Genomic DNA, 22,001 nt, shown 5'->3' with positions numbered 1-22,001 from the left:
GGAGGACTGCAAATGACGGTAGAATTTTCAGAGAAATTAATTGATATGGGAAAGCAGGCAAAAGAGGCTGCCCGCTTTTTACGTAAGGCAACTACTTTAGAAAAGAAAAAAGTTTTAAACTTAATGGCAGATTCAATTGAAGAAAATGCGGAAAAAATTAAGCAAGCAAATTATCAAGATGTCTTGAATGCAAGAGAAAACGGCATGGCCCCAGCCATGCTAGAACGTTTAACCTTGGATGATAAACGACTTAAAGCCATGGCGGAAGGGTTAAGGAAAATTGCTCAATTAGAAGATCCTTTAGCGCAAGCAAATAAACAATGGAAGAATGATAATGGGTTAATGATTACTCAACGTCCAGTCCCATTGGGTGTGATTGGCATCATTTATGAATCTCGTCCAAATGTTACAGCAGATGCAACGGGTCTTTGCTTGAAGGCGGGAAATGTCGTTCTTTTAAGAGGAGGCAAGGAAGCTATAGCTTCTAATGAAGCGATTGTTGAGGCTCTTCATATGGCTCTGGAAGAAGTAGGCTTTCCAAAAGAATCCGTCCAATTGATTACTAATCCGGATCGCCAGCTAGTTACACAATTAATGCAGATGAATGATTATGTAGATTGTTTAATTCCACGTGGAGGGGCAGGTCTGATTCAGAACGTAGTCAAAAATGCAACAGTACCAGTGATTGAAACAGGTGTAGGAAATGTGCACATTTATATTCATGAAAGTGCCGATTATGAAACCGCAAGAGATATTGTGTTAAATGCTAAAATACAACGTCCTTCTGTGTGTAATGCAGTAGAAAGTTTGCTGGTTGACCAAGCGTTTGCTGAACGTTATCTGTCGTCTTTGGGTAATGCTTTATATGATGGAAATGTTGAGTTAGTGGGAGATGAAAAGGTTCGCAAGTTAATACCTTTTGCAACGGTAGCACATGAAGAAGAGTATGAAACTGAGTTTTTAGATTTAAAATTAGCTATTAAAGTGGTAGCCAATTATGATGAAGCGATTCAGCATATTGAAAAATATTCGAGTGGTCATTCTGAAGCGATCATTACATCTGATTATCAAATTGCCCAAGATTTTCTAAATGATATTGATGCAGCAGTTGTTTACGTGAATGCATCAACTCGTTTTACAGATGGTGAAGTATTTGGTTTTGGGGCAGAGATAGGTATTTCCACTCAGAAACTTCATGCCCGTGGCCCAATGGGGCTTGAGGCCTTAACGAGTTATAAATATACCATTGAAGGATCAGGACAAATTAGAGAATAAAGTAAAAGTTTATGATTGATTTTTCTGATTTTAATGAGAATGGACAATCGAAAAAATCCTGCTAAGACACATCTTAGCAGGATTTTTTGACTTATTTCTAAAGTAACTAATTAAGCTCTGAAAGGCTTACTCTACAGCACGATTATATTTTTCATCAGTTCCGGTTGCACGGAATAAGAATTTAACGATCTCAACGATGATTACTATTGAGAAGGCTGCAGCAATTACAATTCCCCATTGACTACCTGTTAAGGCATGAACATCAAAGAATTGGCTGATACCAGGAATTAAAATAACTCCTAGTAGCATGAACCCTGATAACAAGAATGCCCCATTGAGCCATTTGTTATCAAAAGGATTCCGTCTAAATAATGATCCAAAAGTTGACTTCACATTATATGAATGGAAAAGTTGGATTAAACCTAAGGTGATAAAAGCCATGGTTTCTGCAAGTACATGGCGTTCGTCGCCGACTAGGTTTGTTTGCATTGGACCTTCTGCTGCATACCAGTATACAAAGAGTGTGATAGCAGCTTCAAGAATTCCTTGGTACAAGATAGAGGGTGCGATACCGAAAGATAAGAAAGAGTCATCTTTTGTTCGTGGACTATGCGACATAACGTTCGCTTCAGCTGGCTCCATTCCTAGAGCAATAGCTGGGAAGACGTCTGTGACTAAGTTAATCCATAGAATATGGATAGGTTCTAAGATTACCCAACCAAATAGGGTGGCCATAAATAACGTAATGACTTCTCCTAGATTGGCTGATAATAAGAATTGAACCGCTTTTTGAATATTAGAGAAAACTTTACGTCCTTCTTCAACTGCCACAACAATTGTTTGGAAGTTATCATCTGCAAGTACCATATCAGAGGCACCCTTAGATACTTCTGTTCCGGTAATTCCCATACCAACGCCGATATCAGCTTGTTTAAGAGAAGGGGCATCATTGACACCGTCACCGGTCATAGATACAACACGTCCATTAGCTTGCCATGCTTTAATAATACGAACTTTATGTTCGGGTGATACACGAGCGTAAACTGAGTAATCTTGAACGCGTTTAATTAATTCTTCATCAGAGATTTCATTTAATCCAGCACCTGTCATGACGTGCTCTTCATTGTTTGCATCATTTGGATCTAAAATAGTAAGACGCTCAGCAATTGCTTGAGCAGTTACGGCATGGTCCCCTGTGATCATAACAGTACGGATACCTGCTTTGCGTGCCTTTTCGATTGAAGCTTTTGCTTCAGAACGCTCTGGATCTATCATTCCGACTAGTCCAGCAAAGACAAGATTATTTTCAATCGTTTCTGTATTGATCTCTGATGGAACAGAGTCAATAATTTTGTATGCTCCTGCTAGAACACGGAGAGCTTCACGGGCCATATGAGTGTTATTCTCCATGATATGATCAATATCTGCTTGTTCAATCGGAACAATTTCACCATTTTTGTGAATATGAGTGGCGCGCTTGATTAGTTGATCAGGAGCTCCTTTGACAGCGACGAAGTATTTCCCATTACCCATATCATGGATGGTGGACATTAATTTACGATCAGAATCAAAAGGAACTTCATTCACTCGTGGGAATTCTTGTAATTGCTCTTTAAGATTCATCTTGTGGTCAAGCGCGTATTTCACCATAGCGGTTTCTGTTGGGTCCCCATTAACGTTTCCTTGCGAATCTATCTTAGAATCGTTTGCAAAAACAAAGGAACGAATAAATTCAGAATTGGTATCTAATTCGTCATCAGCATTATGCAATTTACCATCATAGTAAACTTTTTCGATCGTCATTTCATTTAATGTTAGAGTACCCGTTTTGTCGGAACAAATTACTTGTGTAGAACCTAGTGTTTCAACAGCTGGCAGAGTTCTTACTAAAGCTTTTCGATCAGCCATTGTTTGTGTTCCTAATGATAGAATGATGGTAGTGATGGCTGGTAGACCTTCTGGAATAGCAGCAACTGCTAAAGAAATTGAAACGAGTAACATTTGAATAGGAGCAAAGCCTTTCAAGAAGACACCCACGATAAAGGTTAGGACAGCGATCGCAATGATAAGGTAGGTAAGAGTCTTACCTAACTGTTCTTGGTCGCGTTGTAACGGTGTTAATTGTTTGTCAGTAGATGAAAGCATAGCAGCAATATGTCCTACTTCGGTATTCATTCCAGTGTGGGTAACAACCCCTAATGCTCGCCCATAAGTAACGTTAGTAGAAGAGAACCCCATATTGGATCGGTCACCGATTCCGGCATCTTCCGCTACTTCTGCGGACGCATCTTTCTCAACAGGAACCGATTCTCCGGTGAGGGCAGCTTCTTCAATTTTTAGTGAGTTTGTTTCAATGAAACGCATATCTGCCGGAACGACATCCCCTGCTTCTAAAGCCACAATGTCACCAGGTACTAATTCAGTTGATTTGACTTTGATATGGTCATTATCACGGATGACAGTTGCTTCGGGAGAAGACATATCTTTTAAAGCATCAATCGCATCTTCGGCTTTAGCTTCTTGGAAGACACCCAATAGCGCGTTTAAGATCACAACAATTAAGATAATGATCGCATCGGCTACCCCTTCACCTTCAGCTATTCCTACAACGGCTGAGACAACAGCAGCTGCGAGTAAGACAATGATCATGAAATCTTTGAATTGATCAAAGAATTTTTGAAGCATGGAGCGTCTTTCTTCTTCATGAATAACATTCTCGCCATATTGTTCTAAACGAGCTTGGGCTTCTTCTTTTGAGAGGCCACTTCGAGGATCCGTTTTGAGTGTCTTAATTATCTCATCACTAGATCCAGTAAAAGCAACAAAATCTTCTTTTGACATTATATTCCTCCTTTAATAGTTGAGTGTTCATCTGAATGTTACTTGCATGAAAAAAGACTTATGCCTCTAGGGCAACACAAAGCTGCACTCATCGGCATAAGTCTCACTTTTTAAGCCAGTACCAGTAATGGTTACATTACTTATCGTTGTTGACACTGACAAGGCAATAAAGCCTCAAGTTACTCCCTTATGAACATCTAATAAAATTATAATCAATTTATTGTTTTAATGCAATCAGATATACTTAAATTTACTGACTTCTGTTAAAATAAAAACAAAGAACATACGTTCTCATTTAACGGAGGGATTATATGAAAACAATAAAGCTGGTTGATCAGGCGATGTCTTTTAATATTCATTCTTTTTTGCAAGGAAAAGGATATCGGTTGAATGTTGACTATGCGAAAATGTGGAATGATGTTCTGATTGCTGGAAGTAAGAGCCAAGTGTGGACTTTACATGCAAAAGGTCGTAATTATTTATTAATTAAACAGCAAGCATCGCCGTATAAATTATGGATTCTTGAAATCGAAAAAGAATTAATAACTCCTCAATTAGTAAAAGTCTATATAGAAGAAGGGAAACAAATAGTACAAGAAAGCTATTTAGACTATCTGTAATTTCAAAGTAGAAATGTGAATATTTAATGATGAAATTGGGTAAACTTGAACAATAAATGTGATAAAAATTTGGAATTGAACCTTCTCAGACAGCTGTATGATAAAGTAGGGATGTAAGTAAAGATATTATTTCGTAATTAGGAGGTAGGCTATGATGAGCCCGATAAAAATAATTAAGTTAATGATGGCAGGTAGTTTATTAATAGCGCCAGTTTGCATGGCCCCGAATATATTAGCCCAAGCACAAGAAAATCAAGTACAGACAGAAACAAATCAAGAAGGGGTTTCTCCAACGTTTAATGTGCATTTACAATTAGATGAAAATGAACCTCAAGTTCAGTCTCAATTGTCATATGATATTATTGATTTAAATACTCAAGCAGTGGTTTATTCTTACCGTTCTGAACAAGGCCAGGTGGAGCCCCTTTCTTTACCAGCTGGTGATTATATTTTTAGAATGTATGATGGGGGAGGTTTCCAGAGGGATGGACAACAGATTCAACCTTATACCGTACAAGTAGAAAATGGAGAATCACAGCAGAACGGAGAACTTGCGACTTTAAATGATGGAAATGTGGTGTATGATCTTGCTTTTTCAATTGAACAAGAAGAGGTAGCTACACAACAAAATCCAAACTTTTCAATCTATCTAGTTGGAGAAGAAGTTCAGAGTCCACAAGCACCGCAAGCAGAGGGAATTGAAGGAGAGACAACGTCTGAAGCATCTGAAACAACAACGACAGTTGAGGATCCTCAGTTAGTAACAACCGAGGAGACGAGTATAGAAGATTCTGAAACAATTGAAGTGGCTGAAGGAATGGGTGGAGTGATCATTCAGGCGACAGATAGCCAAGGTAATCCAGTTCCTAATATTGAGTTATATGTAGGTGATCAAATAGTAGTAACAGATGAGAAAGGGGAGGCTCACGTTACAGATTTAGTTCCTGCTAGCTATTCAATTAGCTTTGGTAATTTGCCCGAAGAATATGTCGGTTATGAATTATCTGATCAGTTAGATATAGGGGAAGGCGAAATTCTAACTTATACCATTCAACTAGATGGTAATGGTATTGTACCTGAAAGTTCCACTACTGTAGAAGAAACAACTTCAACTGAAGAAATCACGACTTCTCAAGAGACGACACTTGAGGCGACAACAACAAGCAGCGAAGCAAATGACTTAACATTTAAGATAGTTGGACCAGATCAAGAGCCGGTGGCAAATGTTGTGATTGAAGTGGAAGGGCAAGAATATACAAGTGATGCTCAAGGTGAAGTGACGCTTTCTGAGTTGGAAGCTGGAACTTATACTTATTCTATTCAATCAGCTGGGGAAGAATATTCAGAACCAGAATCTGCAACGGTTGAACATGGATTGGATGGCACTCAAGAAATTATTCAATTAGAGAAAGTTAAAGCTGGAGATTTAGAAATTCAAGTTTCTGATCAAAATGGAGATGCCGTAGAAGATGTTAAATTACAGTTGACCCATGTTGACAGTCAAGAAACTTCAGAAATTGTGACAGATGCTTCAGGCTTAGCTTTGAGTGAAGACTTAGTTTCAGGGGAATATCAGTATCAAGTGATTGAGACACCGGATGGCTATTCAGCACAAGGGAATGTACTGAATGCTCAAGTTCAGTCTGAAGAAGATAATACTCAGGCTGTTACCATTATGAAAGAAGATGAACCTGCCAAATTAATTTTTAATTTAATGGATCAGGAAGGGCAACCTATACCTTATGCGAAAATTTCTATTGGGAATCAAATTTTTGCTAGTAATCTTCAGGGGCAAGTGACATTTGAAAATTTAGAGCCTGGCACAATTTCTTATACGGTAGATTATTTGCCAGAAGGTTATACGGGAGAAACGAGTGGTCAAGTTGAGTTAAATGCTGCTGAAGAGCAAACACTTGATCTGACGTTTGAAACCGCAGCAGAGTCGACGACTACTACTGAAGAACCGACGACAACGACAGAATCAACAACCACTACTGAAGAACCGACGACAACGACAGAATCAACAACCACTACTGAAGAACCGACAACGACAACAGAGTCGACGACCACTACTGAGGAGCCGACAACAACGACAGAGTCGACGACCACTACTGAGGAGCCGACAACAACGACAGAGTCAACAACCACTACTGAGGAGTTGACCACAACTGTTGAGGAGACCACAACAGATAAAATTACGCAAAAATATTCAGATGCTGAAACAGGAGTAGAGATTGGATTGTCTGAAATTGATGCAGAAAAAGCTGCAGAAATCAAAGTAGAAACAGTTAATATCGAAGACGAACAGCGACCGCAAATGTTGAAAAATATGGATGTTGATTTCTATCAAATTCAGATTGTAAATCAAAACAATGAGCCTATCCAAACTCAACAACAAGCACAAGTTAAGATACCGACTCGTCCTATTAATTCACAAGTAAAAGCGGTATTCGTCAATGGACAAGAAACAAAAGATCTGGATGTGACGGTTCATAACCAGACAGCAACGATTGTGACAGAAGGTGTGGAACAAGGACAGATAGCCCTAGTATATGGTGAGCAGAAAACAAACGAAACTAGCGTGGAGGTTCAACAAGGAAACGATGTTGAAACCACGCAGGCAAGCAGCCAAGAAACTCAAACTACCACAGTCAATGATCAAGAGCAATCTGCTATCGTAGTTAAGAAGTCGACAGACCGTAAGAATGCAGAGAATAACCTTCCATCAACAGGTGAAGTATCTTCTTGGATCCTTTATATTTTAGCAGGCGGTTTGGTTGTTGCAGGAATTTATCTACTGTTTAAGAATAAAAATAAGAAATAAAAATACTTTTTTGAGGATCTTTTGAGATCCTCTTTTTTTATGGAAATGTTGTTTAGAGTTAAAATGATAAAATTAATACTTATATAATAGTGATTATGCTACAATTAAGCTGTTATTATATTCAGGAGGACGGTTATGGAGACACAGATAAAATTTGCCTATGGCACTCAACCGGTTTACTTGACACTTAATCAACTAAATCGTCACGGCGTCATTGCGGGGGCTACTGGGACGGGGAAGACAATAACGCTGAAAGTAATGGCAGAACAACTAAGTTTGGCAGGTGTTCCTGTTTTTCTTTCAGATATTAAGGGTGATTTGGCTTCATTAGCTGAGCCAGGGAATCGTGAAGGATTAGAAGAAAGATTAGAAAAGACCCATTATAGTGATTTTGAACCGCGATCTTTTCCAATTGAAGTATGGGATGCTTTTGGAGAACAAGGGGTCCCTCTGAGGGTGACGGTTTCAGAAATGGGTCCGATTCTATTAGCAAAACTCTTAGGACTAAATGAGACCCAAACAGGAGTTTTGAATGTTGTATTTACAGTAGCAGATGAAAAAGGTTTGCTCTTAATTGATCTGACAGATCTACGTGCTATGCTAAACTATGTAGCTGAACATACAAAAGAACTCGGAACCACCTTTGGAACTATTTCAAAGGCCTCTATTGGGGTTATTTTACGGAGTATCGTTGTATTAGAGAAACAAGGGGCTAGTCATTTTTTTTCAGAGCCTAGTCTAGAGATTCAAGATTTTATGCGTGTGGATAATGAAGGACTAGGGGTTATTAATATCTTAAATGCTAGTCAACTTTATCAGTCACCCACCTTATATGCGACAGTGCTATTGGCCTTGTTCGGGGAAATTTTTGATAGTTTACCAGAAGTGGGCGATCTGGATAAACCGAAATTAGTCTTTTTCTTTGATGAAGCGCATGTATTATTTGAAGATACGCCAAAAGTATTGGTAGACAAGATTGAATTAATGGTACGCTTAATTCGGTCGAAGGGAGTGGGCGTTTATTTTGTGACTCAGAACCCTGTCGATATACCAGATGAAATTGGTTCGCAACTAGCTAATCGAATTCAACATGGCTTGAGAGCTTTCACTCCAAAGGAATTAAAAGTAGTGAAAGCAGTTAGTCAGACGTTTCGGCAAAATCCTGATGAAGCAGTCGACTTAGAGCAAGTCATTCAAGAATTAGCGACGGGACAGGCAGTTGTTTCAACATTAAATGAGGATGGAACTCCGAGTTTTGCACAGGCAGCCTATATCTACCCACCATTAAGTAAAATGGGTGAAGTAGATCCTCAAGTGTTATTAAAGATCATTAATCAGTCTTCCTTATTAGAAAAATATGCTGAGTCTGTTGATCGAGAATCTGCTCATGAACAACTTAACCAAGCAATGGCGACTACCCAAGAGGAAATGATCGGAGAAGCAGATGCAACTCAGGTGGACCATCCGAGTGAAGAGAGAATTAGAGAATTAGAAGCAGAATTAGCCAAACAGATTAAAAAGTCGCAAGGTTCGAGTCGTAGAACGGATACTAATTTTGATCGTTTTACCAAAAATATGATGAGTCAGGTTGGTCGTGAGATAGGTCGAGCGATTACTCGTTCTATCACTGGGATGTTTAAGAAATAGTGCCATGAAAAATATACAAATAGGAAATACCGATATATATACTAGCCAAGTTGCTTTAGGTTGTATGAGGATGGCGGATTTATCCAGTAATCAGGCCACGAAAGTGATTGAGACGAGTTTTGAAGCGGGGATTAATTTTTTTGATCATGCAGAAATTTATGGACACGGAAAATCTGAGGAGCTTTTCTGCCAAGCGCTAAAGGCGAGTTCTATTCGGCGAGAAGATCTGATTCTCCAATCAAAGTTTGGGATCCTTGAGACTCATTATGATTCTTCTGCTACAAATATTTATAAATCTCTAGAGGGTATCCTTCAGCGTTTAGGAACCGACTATTTAGATATTCTATTAATCCATCGACCAGATCCATTGATGGAAGTGGAAGAAGTGGCGGAAGCTTTTAATTCGCTTCAAAAACAGGGAAAGGTCCGTTATTTTGGTGTTAGTAATCATAATAGCAGTCAGATTGCTTTGTTAAATCAGTATCTTGCAACGCCGATTCAGGTTAATCAAATTCAATTTGGACCGGGTCATACCTTGCCGATTGATAGTGGCTTATATGTTAATACTCGATTTGATCAGGCGGTGAATCGTGATGGTTATTCCATTGAAGAAAGCCAATTACAAAATGTTCGCTTACAAGCCTGGTCACCGTTGAAGTCTAGTCTATCGAAGGGCCTGCTCAAAGATGACCCAGAACATGTACAAATGGTGAATACGATTCAAGATTTAGCAGATCAATATCAGGTGTCATTTGAAGCGATGGTATTAGCTTGGATTCTTCGTCATCCAGTTGCCTTTCAACCTATTATAGGCTCAATGAATCCAATACGGATAAAGGCGATGGTAGAGGGGTCTCTGATACACTTAAGTCGCAAAGAATGGTATGATATATACAGTAGTCGTCAAGATTATCCAATGCAATAAGAAGGGGATATGGGAACATGGAATTAAAGTTAGTGACAATTGATTTGGATGAGACCTTGCTGAGAACAGATAAGACTTACGATGTGGATCGTTTTAATAAAGTCTTAGAAAAATTAAATGAGCAAGGGATTATAGTCGCAGTTGTAACAGGGAATTCATATCATAAAATTCATGATTACTTTACAGCTGAGGTGTTAGCTAAACTGTACTTCGCTTGTGATAATGGAAATTATATTGTTAAAGATGGGACTCCGATTAAGAAAACAGGGATTCCTTATCAAGATTTTACTCAAATAATTGACTTTATAGATGAGTTTGACGGATATTATCCGTGTTTAAGTTTAGGAGATGCAAGTTATTTCCGTAAAAAATCGGGGCCGGCTTTCGATTTTGTAGCGCGTTATAATAATGATTTACAGTATATTCCGCTTTTTTCTGAGCTGCCAGAAGACTCTGTCGTGACGAAGATTGCGATTGCAACTGAAGATAGTCTTGATAAGAATAAAGTCTTAGCCAGAATTATTAATGAGCGTTATGAGAATGTAACAGCGGTAACTTCAGGCGATGGTTGGGTGGATGTATATAATCGACAAGGCGGTAAGGGAAGTGCCCTTGCTTATCTCCAAGATAAGTACCAGATCAAAGCTGAGGAAAGTATGGCATTTGGAGATAGTTTGAATGATGAAAGTATGATGTCCCAAGTCTATTATAGTATTGCAATGGAAAACGCTGATGTCGATCTTGAAATGCAGTGTCGCTTTAAGATCGGAACTAATAATGACCAAGCCGTATTAGGTGTATTGGAACGATATATTCAAAAAGGAAATTTAGATTTTCTCAATGATAAGCGCACAATAAAACAATAGTTAGGTTGAAATGTATGGCTAGAAAAAGTCCCAAAAAGCAGGCGAAGCGTCAGAAGGAAGAAGCAATGGTTCAAGTAGATGCTTTTTTGATCCCTGCGCCACAAGTAGAAATGTATCAAACGTTAAGAGAGGCTGTAGCCTCAGAAGCAATTGAATATTGGCAAGCGAAGTATCCCATTGTCAATCGAATTACTGATGATCCGGAAGAAGGAGAAGCGATCCAGGTAAAAGATCAAACAGGTCAAGAATTGTTTCGTTTCTATTTAAACCCATTCAATATGTCTCAAGCTCAAAAGGCGAGAGATAGAGACCAATTAGATAAATTTTTAATTAAGTTTGAAGAGGTTATAGACTAAAATAAGGCACAATCGCTATCAAAAAATAACGATTGTGCCTTATTTTAATGCTTAATTTTCTCATAAGCTATTTGGTAAACTTTCTTAAGCTGAAGTCCAATTGTAGGGATTGAACGCTCGAGAGCCACTTGATAGGCCGCCTCACCAAGAGAAGGAAGTTCTCGACGATAGAAACGATCAATGAGTTGTTGAAATTCCTCAATATTCTTGGCCTTATAGACATTTATCTTATCTTCTAACCAACCTTCAAACACTGGTATATCCCTCACAATAAAATTTGCTTTCATCGCACAAGCCTCAATGGCGGGAATTCCTTCTGTTTCCTCATAAGTAGGAAAAATATACAAATCGGTCGCAAGAAGGGCTTGTTTGATTTCTTCATTAGGAACATAGCCTGCAAAAATGAGATTATCGAGTTGAGTTGTGATCGCATCTTTAATTTCTTGTGGAACTAATGCTAAATCGAGTTCACCGAACCAAATAAAATGAACATGGGGCATTCGTTTCGCTAGTTCAACAAAATCTAGGAGCCCTTTTCGTTTCAAATAGAGACCAATTCCCATCACAACAAAGTCAGAATCTTTGTAGTGATATTTTTGCCGAAAAGATTTTGAAGCGTACTTGCGATCATTTATTTGAAATTGAGTGAGATCAATTCCGTTTGAAATGGCATAGATAGGACGATTTAAATGGTAACTTTCAAGTAAACGCTTGGAATAAGGAGTAGGGGTAATAATCACATTTCCTAATTTGTAACAAAGGATGAGCCATTGCTTAAAAAAGGGAGCTAGAATATTAGAGAAGCGAAAGGAATTACGAAAATCTTCCTCGGTTGAATGGGCGTGATAAACCACAGGAATTCCTTTCAGTCGGCATTTAAGCGCAAGAAGAAAGGACGAGAGAAAGTAAGTATTAATATGGAGAATATCATAAGGTTCCTTGAGATCGGTGGTGAATTCTATTCCAACTTCTTGTAATGCTTTTTGTTGATGTTGAATTGATTTGCCCAGGCCTGATCTTTTAATTTTCTCTAAATTTTCAGAATATAATAATACGCGCACAACACTACCTACTTTCTTCAATATCACTTAAGAGTTAAAATTATAAAATAACTTCTTTTACTTCGATAGAATCCCTTTAAAAAGAATTCAGTCCATATTTTGTCCTATTTCTAATCTATTTATCAAATTTTGTGAGGAGAATTAATAAAATAACGATGCCAACATGATATAATGAAAACCCATGGTGGGCTGTCTCTCGCCTTATAGAACTATTTTATCTGATTGTTAAGGGATAAAGCAATGTAAATGAGAAAAAGAATTACAAGGCAAAAGGATGTTATTTAATAAAGAGAAGATATTTATCAAAAATATTAATGAATACAAAAAAGAGAAGATGGTATAATGTTGTAAAGCTTAAAAAAAATGATGAAAGGAGTGAAGGTGACGGATGAAGGAATCATTATTTGGAAGAGTATTTTTGATGCCAGGACGAAGCTTATTGGAACAAGATATTAAGCAAATTCGACAAAGAATGCTTCAATGGGTATTTGAATATGACGAATTAAGATATAAAGATGTTGTGTTTCTAGAAAATCAGTTCTATCTGCATTTGGGAGAAGACCACCTCGCTTTATTGGAAAAACATTACCAAGCAGAGTACCTAAGACGTCTGATAAAGGATGTAGAAGTTAACCAATACTTAGATATTGATGAAAGCAAAAGAAAATTAGACCGTCAATTTAAGACCTATCAGGTTAAAATTCAAGAGGAAAAAAAGAAAATCGATGAAGCGATCACTTGGTCATACGAACCTGAAATACCGATTGAAGATTCAAGATTGATGCGAAAGTATTATCGAAAAGCGGTTGAAGCACTTCATCCTGCTCTGCACCCTCTCCAAAGTCAGACCCAAAAACAATTATTTCAAACTGCAGTTTCAGCTTATAAGAGAAATGATCTTTCTATTCTGGAAATGGTTTATGATAATCTTCAGGAGGAATATGTTCAAGAAAGACGTTACTCCTTAGCAGAAATGGTAGATCTTCGCTATGCGCTTTTGGCAGCTTCCTATGAAGTACAGCTAGAAATAGCAAAAGTTCGTTCTGATTGTCCTTATGCAATTCGTTATCATATTCTAGTGGAAGAACATTGCGAACGCATTCGGCAAGGAATGCGAGCAAAGGTGGAGCGCCTAGAAGCTAAAATTCTTGTATTAGAAAGTAAATTAAGAGATCTTACATCATAAGAAAACAGTCACCTGTCAGTGCGTTGAGATGGGTGATTGTTTCTTGCTATATCAAGTGAAACTTATTTCAGGTAAACTAGAACTAAATCATCATTAGAATAAAAGAAAAGTAGGTTGTCTATGGTTGAAATAAATAGATATCAAAAAAATCAAGAATTAATGGGGGAAGTAGTAGACTTGACCCATGAAGGAATGGGAGTCGTGAAGTTAGAGGGCTATCCTTTCTTTGTTGAAGGTAGTTTAACAGGTGAGACAATAAAATTCAAAGCAACCAAAGTAGGAAAGAAATATGGTTATGGACGATTAATGGAAATATTAGTCGAAAGTCCTGATCGAGTAGCGATGACTGATGATATAGGCCGTCTTACGGGGACGATGACCTTACAACATTTATCCTATGAGGGACAGCTCCAATTTAAAAAGAAGCAGGTTAAAGATGCATTTGAACGAATTGGCCAATTTCAAGAAGTTGTGGTGCAAAATACGCTGGGAATGGAGAATCCATGGCAATATCGCAATAAAGCTCAAATTCCAGTAAGAGAAATAAATGGGCGATTGGAGACAGGTTTTTATCGGAAGAACAGTCATGAGCTGATTCCAGTAGAAAATTATTATATTCAAGACCCAGTCATTGATCAAACCATACTAACAGTCCGTGATATTTTACGTGATTATCAGCTAACGGCCTATGATGAACATACGCACACTGGTCTACTTCGACATATTATTGTCAAGCGTGGTCATCATACACGACAAATTATGATCGTCTTAGTGACTAATGGTAAGAAAATTCCTCATCTTGACGAAATAGTGGAGCGTTTACAGCACGAAATTCCAGAGATGGTTTCTTTAATTCAGAATATTAATCAGCAGAAAACGAATGTGATTCTAGGTAGACAGTCCTACTGTCTATGGGGTCAACCCTATTATCAAGATCAAATGTTAGGAATAACTTTTAACATTTCTGCCCAATCTTTTTATCAAGTCAATACCCCTCAAGCTGAGAGAATGTATCAACTAGCTTTAGACTTAGCGGATTTACAAGGAGGGGAAACGGTTTTAGATGCTTATTGTGGCATTGGTACCATTACTTTAGCACTTGCCAAAAAAGCAGAACATGTATATGCAATGGAAATCGTTTCTGAAGCCATTGAAATGGCCAGAGATAATGCTGAATTGAATCAGATTGAGAATGCTCACTTTGAAGTAGGAAAAGCCGAAGATTGGTTGCCTCGCTGGAATGAAGCGGGAATCCATTTTGATATTGTAGTGGTAGATCCTCCAAGGAAGGGGCTAGACGTGAATTTTGTGGAAGCTTTAATTGAACAAGCACCACCTAAAATCGTCTATATCTCTTGTAACCCTTCTACACAAGCACGGGATTGCCGCTTATTAGCAGATGCAGGCTATCAATTAAAGTATATTCAACCAGTGGATTTATTTGGACAAACCAGTCACGTTGAAACCATCGCTTTCTTAGTGAAATCAAGTCATAGCGAAGATTAAGCTTAGAGATGCAGTTGGTCTACGAGAGAAACGAGTAGATCTTTCTTTGGATGACAAGGAGTGAAGCTTTGTAGTCAAAATTTACGAATGCTTTATGTACGGAACTCCCAAGAACGACGAATGGAGTGAGGAAGTGATTGGCAGAGTTCAGCTGCCGAGGCATGTGTCCTCATAGAAAACCAAGCGTAAGAGTAGGTTTAGTTAGAGGTACAGTTGGTTTATGAACTAAGGGCGTAGAGCTTCTTTCTATGCATTAATGGTAAAAGTAAATAATTGAGATCAAGATGGCAAGTGACAAAATTGCCATCTTTATTCATTATTGTAGCTGCATTCTTAGGTTTGGTTTCAGTTATTCATTGAATGATTAGCAAAATCGAAGATCGTAACCTGTTGATTGGCGTATATAGAATTTATAAGGCAATTTTTCCTTATAAGATTTTTGATTTCGACTATAGTTAAAATGTAAAAAACAATTCGCGATATTTTTCGTCTATAATCGAAATGATTGTTTAAAAATGGTTTATTTCGAGTATAATAGAAACTAAATAAGGAGGTGAGCAAATGCAAATTATTAATAGACCCTTATATATGAATCAAATAAGTAAATTTATTGATAAACCTGTGATAAAAATTCTTACTGGAATGCGTAGGGTAGGTAAATCTACTTTGATGACCATGGTAAGAGAACTGTTGTTAGATCGAGTTCCTAATGAGAATATTATTTATTTTAATTTTGATTCTTTTTCAAACCTTCATATAAGAGGTTGGAAGAGCTTATTTAATCAGCTTAAGCCGCTGATTGAAAATAAAGATGGAAAGTTATATTTCTTTTTTGATGAAATCCAATTAGTGGAAGGTTGGGAGCGGGTAGTTAATGGATTACTGGTAGATTTTGATGCAGATATTTATATCACTGGGTCGAATTCAAGCATGTTATCTGGGGATCTGTCGACATCCCTTGCTGGACGCTATGTTCACTTTGAGGTTCAGCCCTTTACCTTTTCTGAGTTTTGTGAGGCGTATAAGTCAGAACCCTATAGTGTTGATCAATTATTTTCAAAATATCTTCTCCTTGGAGGAATGCCATTTCTAGGTTATTTTAATCTTGAGGAAGAGGCTGCTTATAAATATTTAAATGATGTCTATCATACTGTCATGGTAAAAGATGTGTTGGAATATTATCAAATTCGAGATGTTGATATATTTAACCGGATCTTGAATTTCGCCGTGGAGAATATCGGGCATACCTTTTCAGCTTTAAGTATTCGGAAATATTTTAAGGGTGAGAATCGCCAAGTGTCTGTAGATACTGTCTTGAATTACTTGGAATATTGTCAGAAAGCTTATTTAATCAAGAAAGCAAGTCGTTATGATACCCTTGGAAAGAAGTTATTAAAGGTAGAAGAAAAGTATTACATAACCGATCATGGTTTTCGTCAGGCCCGTGGCTTCTCTAACCAAAAGGATATCGAGCGTGTGTTAGAAAATATTGTCTATATAGAATTAATTGCTCGGGGATATGATGTTAAGATTGGCAAAGTGGACCAGCAAGAGATCGATTTTATTGCGGAATGCGAGGGTAAGTTAGCCTATTATCAAGTGTCTTATTTACTAGAGAGTGAAAGTACTCGTCAACGAGAATTTAAAGTTTATGATAAAATTCAGGATCATTTTCCTAAATATGTCTTATCTATGGATAAGTTGGATTTTAGCCAGCAGGGCATTGAACATCGGAATATTATTGATTGGCTATTAGAGGTTCACTAGGATGTGAGTCTTATTTTTTAAACAAATCATCACAACAAGGAAATTGAACCAAAATTAATAAGAAAACGGTTAGCCTTTGCTTCACTGTTAGTAACGTCGAAGAATATACTAAATATGTAGATGATGCGAGGAAATGGTTCGCTGATAGCTATTGACAAGTGCGTGGTATTGATGCAAAAGGTGAAAGAGTAAAATGTTGTTACATCGGAAGAATTATTTTATTCATACCAAATATTGCACTTGATTTAACAATTTGCCTCCTTTAAAAAATAATTTACCCAAAAATTCTCCAAACTTATTCTGAGAATTTTTGGGTTCTTTAATGTTTACACATGAATATCAGTTGCTTGCGTTTCTATGACAAGGCCATTTTCGACCACAAATATTTTATCTACTTTTTGTGCAAAGTTAGAAGTATATTTATGCGAAATACAAATAAAACCAATAGGTAAATTTAATAAGGTTTCTTCAATTTGTGGAATTAATTGAGGATCTAGTGATGAGGAAAGTTCGTCTATTATCAGAAACTTAGGATCCTTATAAATGGCTCTTGCCAACAAGAGTCTTTGCTTTTCTCCACCAGATATACTGTTTTTATTAATTATTTCATCCTGAGACCATTTCGACAATCCAGACATTTTTAAACATTCAAGAACTTTTTCACTATCAGGGTTCTTTTCAAACAAGGTAATATTATTAAATAAACTATCATAAAATATATATCCGTCTTGTGGTATGTAAGCAACTTCCTCTATAAAGTCTTGATTAGTCTGATACGTTAGAGCTTGCCCTTTGTAATAAATTTTTCCTGTAGTTAATTGAGGATTTTCAAATAGAATTTTTATTAAGGAACTTTTTCCAGAGCCGCTCTCTCCAATAATTAAATATTTATGGAATAAGTCAAACTGAACATCAATATGATTTAAGATCTGTCTACCTTGCTTGTTCAAAGTAACATCGTCAAATTCAAGACAGTTTGATGCTTTATATTCTTTTTCAAAGTCGATGATAGTCCTATTCTGACGGGTATTAATCATGTCCATTAAGTCATTGGCTACTTTATTGCCACCAATATAGTTGGTCAAAATACCTATGGCTGAATTCAGTGGAAATGCTAAATTCGCTATTAAATTGGTGAATGCCAAAAGGCTGCCAAAGGTAAGCTGTCCTTTTAAAATAAAATAGATACCTGCTAACCAAGTTCCATAAAATAATATTTCTGAAAAAATTTTATTGATAATCCCAATCTGATTATCTAGCGTTATCTTATCGGCTTCGTGTTCATATAATGTGTTAATATTATTGGTGGCTAAATCTATAAATTTATCATTTTTTCCATAGCTATTCCAGATCACTTTTCCGTTTAGAAAGTCTTGGATATTTTCCTGAGATTCATGTATAGTTCGGGTGATTTTTTCACTTTGGTCAACGATTTTACTTTTTAACAGGTACGGAATCAGAACAAAGGGGATACACAATAATAAAGAAAAGATTACTAATTTAGGTTGAATCAACATAGAACCTATGAGAGCCGCTAGAAATTGGCAGAATAAATAACCCCCCCAGAAAATAGAATAAAAGAAATTATCTTCTATGAATTTCACTTGGCTTGTTAATAAAGAAATGTAATATCCTACTCCTTTTTCATGAAATTCATCAATGGTCAGCTCAGAAATATATTGTATAATCCTTTTCTTCATATCATTGGATAATAATTTTGAGAGTTTCTCAGTTTGTAGTTGTTGAAAATAATGGATACCATATTGCACTAATATAAATATACTGGTGATGATCACTAATTGAGAGTATGTTATGTTCGATTGATTTTGAGCGACATCAGAAAATAATTTTAATATTAAGGCACTTGAGACCGTTAGAATCGATAAGGAAATTGTCAACAAAGTGAAGATTATCAATTCTTTTCGCCTCTGATTAAAAATCTCCACCATACTGTATTCTCCTTTCAAATTCCATAAAGTTAGTCAATAATTCTTGAACGCTTAAATTTTTTACTTCCTTAATATAATTTTCTGCTATATCAAATTTATGACGATTAATAAGAAGTATCACTAAAGAAAGTACTTTTTCATCTTTTTATCTCTCAAATTTATTCTTTCTTCCTTATTTATACTATTTTATATTAAATTTATTTTATATAATATCAAGAGCTTTTATTTTTTTCAACAACGCAAAATTTTCTATGGATATTTTATGATTTTAAACTTTAAAGGTAACTATGAATTTTGGTACGACGTTTAAAAAATGTTGGAAAATTAAGGGGTTAACAATAGAGTAAATAAAAGCGTCTGGAAAAAATCCAGACGCTTTTTATCTATTAGTTTATATAATTATCAAAGTAACCTTGAATATATACGATTGGAGTCCCCTTATCGCCAGAGCCTGAAGTCAAATCACATAAGCTCCCTAAAAGGTCTGTTAATTGTCTAGGTGTCGTTCCTTGAGTGGCCATTTGACCTACAAGATTATCTTCCTTAGAATTAATCGCGTTTTTTATCGCTTCCTTTAATTCTTCTCCTTCTAAATCCTTAAAGTCATTATCAGCTAAGTATTTTAATTTTAATTCATTTGGAGTTCCTTCTAATCCCTTGGTATATCCAGGCGATACAACGGGATCCGCTAATTCCCAAATCTTTCCTACTGGATCTTTGAAAGCACCATCTCCATAAACCATCACTTCGATGGTCTTACCCGTTCTCTTCTTAACTTTTGACTGGATCGCCAAGACGAGTTCATTACATTCACGAGGGAATAATTTAATGGTATCTTCAGTCGATTTATTTGATCCTAATAGACCGTAGTCAGCGTTATAACCAGAACCATCAATGGATTCATTCATTAAGTTATCTAAGCTGCAAACGCATTTAGCACCATTCTTTAATAAGAGTGCCTTCGTGCGCTTACGAGTATGGATATCACAGTTAATGACATATTGAGTATGTTCTAAGATTGTTAATGGACTATTAGAGAAGATGATTTCACATTCTTTATCGAATGATTCAACTATTTCTTTGTAGTATGATACATAATCAATACCAGTGAACTCATGCTTCTGAATGCCGAATAAGTCACGATATTGCTTTTCAGTTAAGGTATCCTTGTATGGATCTAATCCCGCTTCATCCATCTGTTCGACTGATATCAAATGGTTACCCACTTCATCAGAAGGGAATGATAGCTGAAGAATAACTTTCTTAATATCAGACTTAGCGATGGCTCTTAAGATAGTAGCAAAACGGTTACGGCTTAAGATTGGGAATATGACTCCAACTTCTTGTCCTTTAAAGTTCTTGTTGATATCTGAAGCTACCTGGTCGATCGTCACATAGTTACCCTGAGCTCTAGCAACAACGCTTTCGGTGATGGCAACGACATCTTTTTCACCAATTTCAATAGTTTCGTTGGTGTAAAATTTATCTAAAATATCGGGAACTAACTGAGTTAAATCATCGCCCGCTTTAAATATTGGAGAACGCAAACCTCTAACGACTGTTCCTACTAATCTTTCCATAAGTATCTCCTTTAAAATTAAGATCATAATAGCATTATAATGCAAAAAGTGATATAAATATAATAAATAATATCGAGAATAGATATAAGTAGGAGTAATATCACAAATGAATATGAATCTCTATCAAATATTTGTAGCTGTTGCTGAAAAAGGGAACTTTTCGAAGGCGGCTGAAGAATTATTTCTAAGTCAACCAGCGGTATCACAGATGATAGCACAATTAGAACAAGAACTTGATTGTAAGCTTTTTACAAGGCAATCTCGAGGGGTTTCTTTAACAACAGAAGGCCAAGAATTTTATCATTTGGTAAAAACAGGTATCCAGCAATTAGAAAAAGCTAATTTAAGGATAAAAGAAATGAAGTCACTGGAATGGGGGAACCTGAGATTAGGCGCATCTGACACGATATCAAGGTATATATTACCCAGGCATTTAAAGGAATTTTCTCAAATAAATCCTGAATTACGTATCAGTATCAAAAATGGCACTTCTATGGAATTAGAAAACATGCTCTTGAACGGTGAAATAGACCTTGTTATCGGGTTTGAACCCAAGCATCCAGATGAGATAGAGTTTAAGACATTGATGACCTTGCATGAAGTTTTTGTTACGTCTGAGGAGTATTTAAAAAAAGTTCCTCAACCTTTAACATCTGAAAACATTGATGAAGTTAAAATCATGTTGCTAGATGACAAAAGTCAGACTAGAAAAGAAATAAACAAAATGTTAATGCGTCAAAATATCACTCTAAAACCTGAAGTGGAGTTGGCTAACTATGAGTTACTTGCAGAGTTTGCCATACAAGGTTTGGGAATTGCTATTCTATCTAAGGAATTAGTTGAAGGATTATATGTGATTGATTCTAATATAGAACTCCCGACAAGAGATGTTGGATATTATTATAAGAAAAAGACAGATTTGTCATTAGCAGCTAAAGCATTTATAAATACTTTAAACCACTAGCCGATATTTCAAATGACTATCGATCAGATTTTGAAAGGAGTAAATTTTATGCAAGCAAGTCTCAAAGATATTAATAGAATGGCAATATTGATAAACCAATTATGGCCAGATTTGTCTTTAGAAGAGTCAATTGTTGAACTAGAAACTTACATTGTTGGGACTACGACTGCTGTATTCACTAATATTTCTGGAGAAGAATGTCTTGGACTTGCTTTATGTTCTTTAAGAAATGACTATGTTGAGGGGTGCGACGCTAGTCCAGTAGGCTATCTTGAAGGAATTGTGGTAGACGAAAAACATAGAATGAACGGAATTGCCAGTAGTTTATGCAAAGAATGCGAAGCATGGGCTAGGTCAAAAGGATGTAAAGAATTTGCCAGTGATTGTGAACTGGCTAACACAAATTCTCTAAAGTTTCATTTAAATATTGGGTTTAAAGAGGTAAATAGAATGATTTGCTTTAAGAAAACCCTATAAAATCTAGTTTACAAGTAGATAAATCAAGACTTTATCTTGAGGCGGTAGGGAAATCTATCGTCGATTATTTATGTTGAAATTATCATTTTTTGAGGTTCGATGAAATTTAGGAGAGAGGGTCAAATCCAAGACTGCTATCTGTTTTAGAAGATGGACG

General features: G+C 36.6%; 16 protein-coding genes. 12 read left to right on the top strand and 4 right to left on the bottom strand.

The annotated features are described in order from the left end of the window. The first annotated feature begins 12 nt into the window (after positions 1 to 12). The gene (locus HZY91_RS05200) at positions 13 to 1,275 is read left to right on the top strand and encodes a glutamate-5-semialdehyde dehydrogenase (protein WP_197115197.1); all 1,263 of its coding nucleotides are present in this window, start codon (positions 13 to 15) and stop codon (positions 1,273 to 1,275) included. A 126-nt stretch (positions 1,276 to 1,401) separates the two neighbouring features. Here HZY91_RS05200 and HZY91_RS05195 read toward each other — a convergent pair whose 3' ends face one another. After that, positions 1,402 to 4,116: a cation-translocating P-type ATPase gene (locus HZY91_RS05195; protein ID WP_197115196.1), complete on the bottom strand. Its 2,715-nt coding sequence runs from the start codon at positions 4,114 to 4,116 to the stop codon at positions 1,402 to 1,404. 311 nt (positions 4,117 to 4,427) lie between these two features. Here HZY91_RS05195 and HZY91_RS05190 point away from each other — a divergent pair, with 311 nt between their 5' ends. From HZY91_RS05190 to HZY91_RS05165, 6 genes are all read left to right on the top strand, one after another. Further along, entirely contained in the window at positions 4,428 to 4,736 is a 309-nt protein-coding gene (locus tag HZY91_RS05190) for a hypothetical protein (protein ID WP_197115195.1), read from the top strand. Positions 4,737 to 4,887: 151 nt separating this feature from the next. Further along, entirely contained in the window at positions 4,888 to 7,560 is a 2,673-nt protein-coding gene (locus HZY91_RS05185) for a SpaA isopeptide-forming pilin-related protein (RefSeq protein ID WP_197115194.1), read from the top strand. A 135-nt stretch (positions 7,561 to 7,695) separates the two neighbouring features. Beyond that, the gene (locus HZY91_RS05180) at positions 7,696 to 9,207 is read left to right on the top strand and encodes a helicase HerA-like domain-containing protein (protein WP_197115193.1); all 1,512 of its coding nucleotides are present in this window, start codon (positions 7,696 to 7,698) and stop codon (positions 9,205 to 9,207) included. Between the two features lie 4 nt (positions 9,208 to 9,211). After that, entirely contained in the window at positions 9,212 to 10,132 is a 921-nt protein-coding gene (locus HZY91_RS05175; protein ID WP_197115192.1) for an aldo/keto reductase, read from the top strand. 17 nt (positions 10,133 to 10,149) lie between these two features. After that, complete coding sequence (locus HZY91_RS05170; RefSeq protein ID WP_197115191.1) at positions 10,150 to 10,998, top strand: HAD family hydrolase; 849 nt, start codon at positions 10,150 to 10,152, stop codon at positions 10,996 to 10,998. A 14-nt stretch (positions 10,999 to 11,012) separates the two neighbouring features. Beyond that, the gene (locus HZY91_RS05165; RefSeq protein ID WP_197115190.1) at positions 11,013 to 11,354 is read left to right on the top strand and encodes a hypothetical protein; all 342 of its coding nucleotides are present in this window, start codon (positions 11,013 to 11,015) and stop codon (positions 11,352 to 11,354) included. 44 nt (positions 11,355 to 11,398) lie between these two features. Here HZY91_RS05165 and HZY91_RS05160 read toward each other — a convergent pair whose 3' ends face one another. Next, entirely contained in the window at positions 11,399 to 12,415 is a 1,017-nt protein-coding gene (locus tag HZY91_RS05160) for an LTA glycolipid anchor biosynthesis glycosyltransferase, IagA/BgsA family (RefSeq protein ID WP_197115189.1), read from the bottom strand. Between the two features lie 388 nt (positions 12,416 to 12,803). Between HZY91_RS05160 and HZY91_RS05155 the strand changes: the two genes are divergently transcribed. The 3 genes from HZY91_RS05155 to HZY91_RS05145 all read left to right on the top strand — a co-directional run bounded on the left by HZY91_RS05155 (position 12,804) and on the right by HZY91_RS05145 (position 16,874). Beyond that, positions 12,804 to 13,601: a hypothetical protein gene (locus HZY91_RS05155; protein WP_197115188.1), complete on the top strand. Its 798-nt coding sequence runs from the start codon at positions 12,804 to 12,806 to the stop codon at positions 13,599 to 13,601. Between the two features lie 120 nt (positions 13,602 to 13,721). Further along, entirely contained in the window at positions 13,722 to 15,107 is a 1,386-nt protein-coding gene (rlmD, locus tag HZY91_RS05150) for a 23S rRNA (uracil(1939)-C(5))-methyltransferase RlmD (protein WP_197115187.1), read from the top strand. A 561-nt stretch (positions 15,108 to 15,668) separates the two neighbouring features. Next, entirely contained in the window at positions 15,669 to 16,874 is a 1,206-nt protein-coding gene (locus HZY91_RS05145) for an ATP-binding protein (protein ID WP_197115186.1), read from the top strand. 326 nt (positions 16,875 to 17,200) lie between these two features. On the opposite strand, the gene HZY91_RS05140 is transcribed toward HZY91_RS05145, so the two are convergent. Both HZY91_RS05140 and HZY91_RS05135 read right to left on the bottom strand, forming a co-directional pair. Beyond that, positions 17,201 to 18,823: an ATP-binding cassette domain-containing protein gene (locus HZY91_RS05140; RefSeq protein WP_197115185.1), complete on the bottom strand. Its 1,623-nt coding sequence runs from the start codon at positions 18,821 to 18,823 to the stop codon at positions 17,201 to 17,203. Positions 18,824 to 19,209: 386 nt separating this feature from the next. After that, complete coding sequence (locus HZY91_RS05135; protein WP_197115184.1) at positions 19,210 to 20,403, bottom strand: coenzyme F420-0:L-glutamate ligase; 1,194 nt, start codon at positions 20,401 to 20,403, stop codon at positions 19,210 to 19,212. A 106-nt stretch (positions 20,404 to 20,509) separates the two neighbouring features. On the opposite strand from HZY91_RS05135, the gene HZY91_RS05130 reads away from it, so the two are divergent. Further along, positions 20,510 to 21,367, top strand: a complete 858-nt coding sequence (locus HZY91_RS05130; RefSeq protein ID WP_197115183.1) for a LysR family transcriptional regulator — start codon at positions 20,510 to 20,512, stop codon at positions 21,365 to 21,367. Between the two features lie 48 nt (positions 21,368 to 21,415). After that, complete coding sequence (gene aac(6') / locus HZY91_RS05125; protein WP_197115182.1) at positions 21,416 to 21,844, top strand: aminoglycoside 6'-N-acetyltransferase; 429 nt, start codon at positions 21,416 to 21,418, stop codon at positions 21,842 to 21,844. The last annotated feature ends 157 nt before the right edge of the window (positions 21,845 to 22,001 follow it).

The sequence above is a fragment of the Facklamia lactis genome, assembly GCF_015863205.1.
Classification (GTDB): Bacteria; Bacillota; Bacilli; order Lactobacillales; family Aerococcaceae; genus Facklamia; species Facklamia lactis.
The sequence above is the reverse complement of the archived record's forward strand: the minus strand, read 5'-3'. Positions and strand labels throughout refer to the sequence as shown.

Excerpts from the sequence above, each read along its gene's own strand:
- HZY91_RS05185 (WP_197115194.1), top strand. The coding sequence starts at position 4,888 with ATGATGAGCCCGATAAAAATAATTAAGTTAATGATGGCAGGTAGTTTA.
- HZY91_RS05200 (WP_197115197.1), top strand. The coding sequence starts at position 13 with ATGACGGTAGAATTTTCAGAGAAATTAATTGATATGGGAAAGCAGGCA.
- HZY91_RS05155 (WP_197115188.1), top strand. The coding sequence starts at position 12,804 with ATGAAGGAATCATTATTTGGAAGAGTATTTTTGATGCCAGGACGAAGC.
- HZY91_RS05135 (WP_197115184.1), bottom strand. The coding sequence starts at position 20,403 with ATGGAAAGATTAGTAGGAACAGTCGTTAGAGGTTTGCGTTCTCCAATA.
- HZY91_RS05170 (WP_197115191.1), top strand. The coding sequence starts at position 10,150 with ATGGAATTAAAGTTAGTGACAATTGATTTGGATGAGACCTTGCTGAGA.
- HZY91_RS05180 (WP_197115193.1), top strand. The coding sequence starts at position 7,696 with ATGGAGACACAGATAAAATTTGCCTATGGCACTCAACCGGTTTACTTG.
- HZY91_RS05130 (WP_197115183.1), top strand. The coding sequence starts at position 20,510 with ATGAATATGAATCTCTATCAAATATTTGTAGCTGTTGCTGAAAAAGGG.
- HZY91_RS05145 (WP_197115186.1), top strand. The coding sequence starts at position 15,669 with ATGCAAATTATTAATAGACCCTTATATATGAATCAAATAAGTAAATTT.
- HZY91_RS05195 (WP_197115196.1), bottom strand. The coding sequence starts at position 4,116 with ATGTCAAAAGAAGATTTTGTTGCTTTTACTGGATCTAGTGATGAGATA.
- HZY91_RS05165 (WP_197115190.1), top strand. The coding sequence starts at position 11,013 with ATGGCTAGAAAAAGTCCCAAAAAGCAGGCGAAGCGTCAGAAGGAAGAA.
- HZY91_RS05190 (WP_197115195.1), top strand. The coding sequence starts at position 4,428 with ATGAAAACAATAAAGCTGGTTGATCAGGCGATGTCTTTTAATATTCAT.
- HZY91_RS05140 (WP_197115185.1), bottom strand. The coding sequence starts at position 18,823 with ATGGTGGAGATTTTTAATCAGAGGCGAAAAGAATTGATAATCTTCACT.
- rlmD (WP_197115187.1), top strand. The coding sequence starts at position 13,722 with ATGGTTGAAATAAATAGATATCAAAAAAATCAAGAATTAATGGGGGAA.
- HZY91_RS05175 (WP_197115192.1), top strand. The coding sequence starts at position 9,212 with ATGAAAAATATACAAATAGGAAATACCGATATATATACTAGCCAAGTT.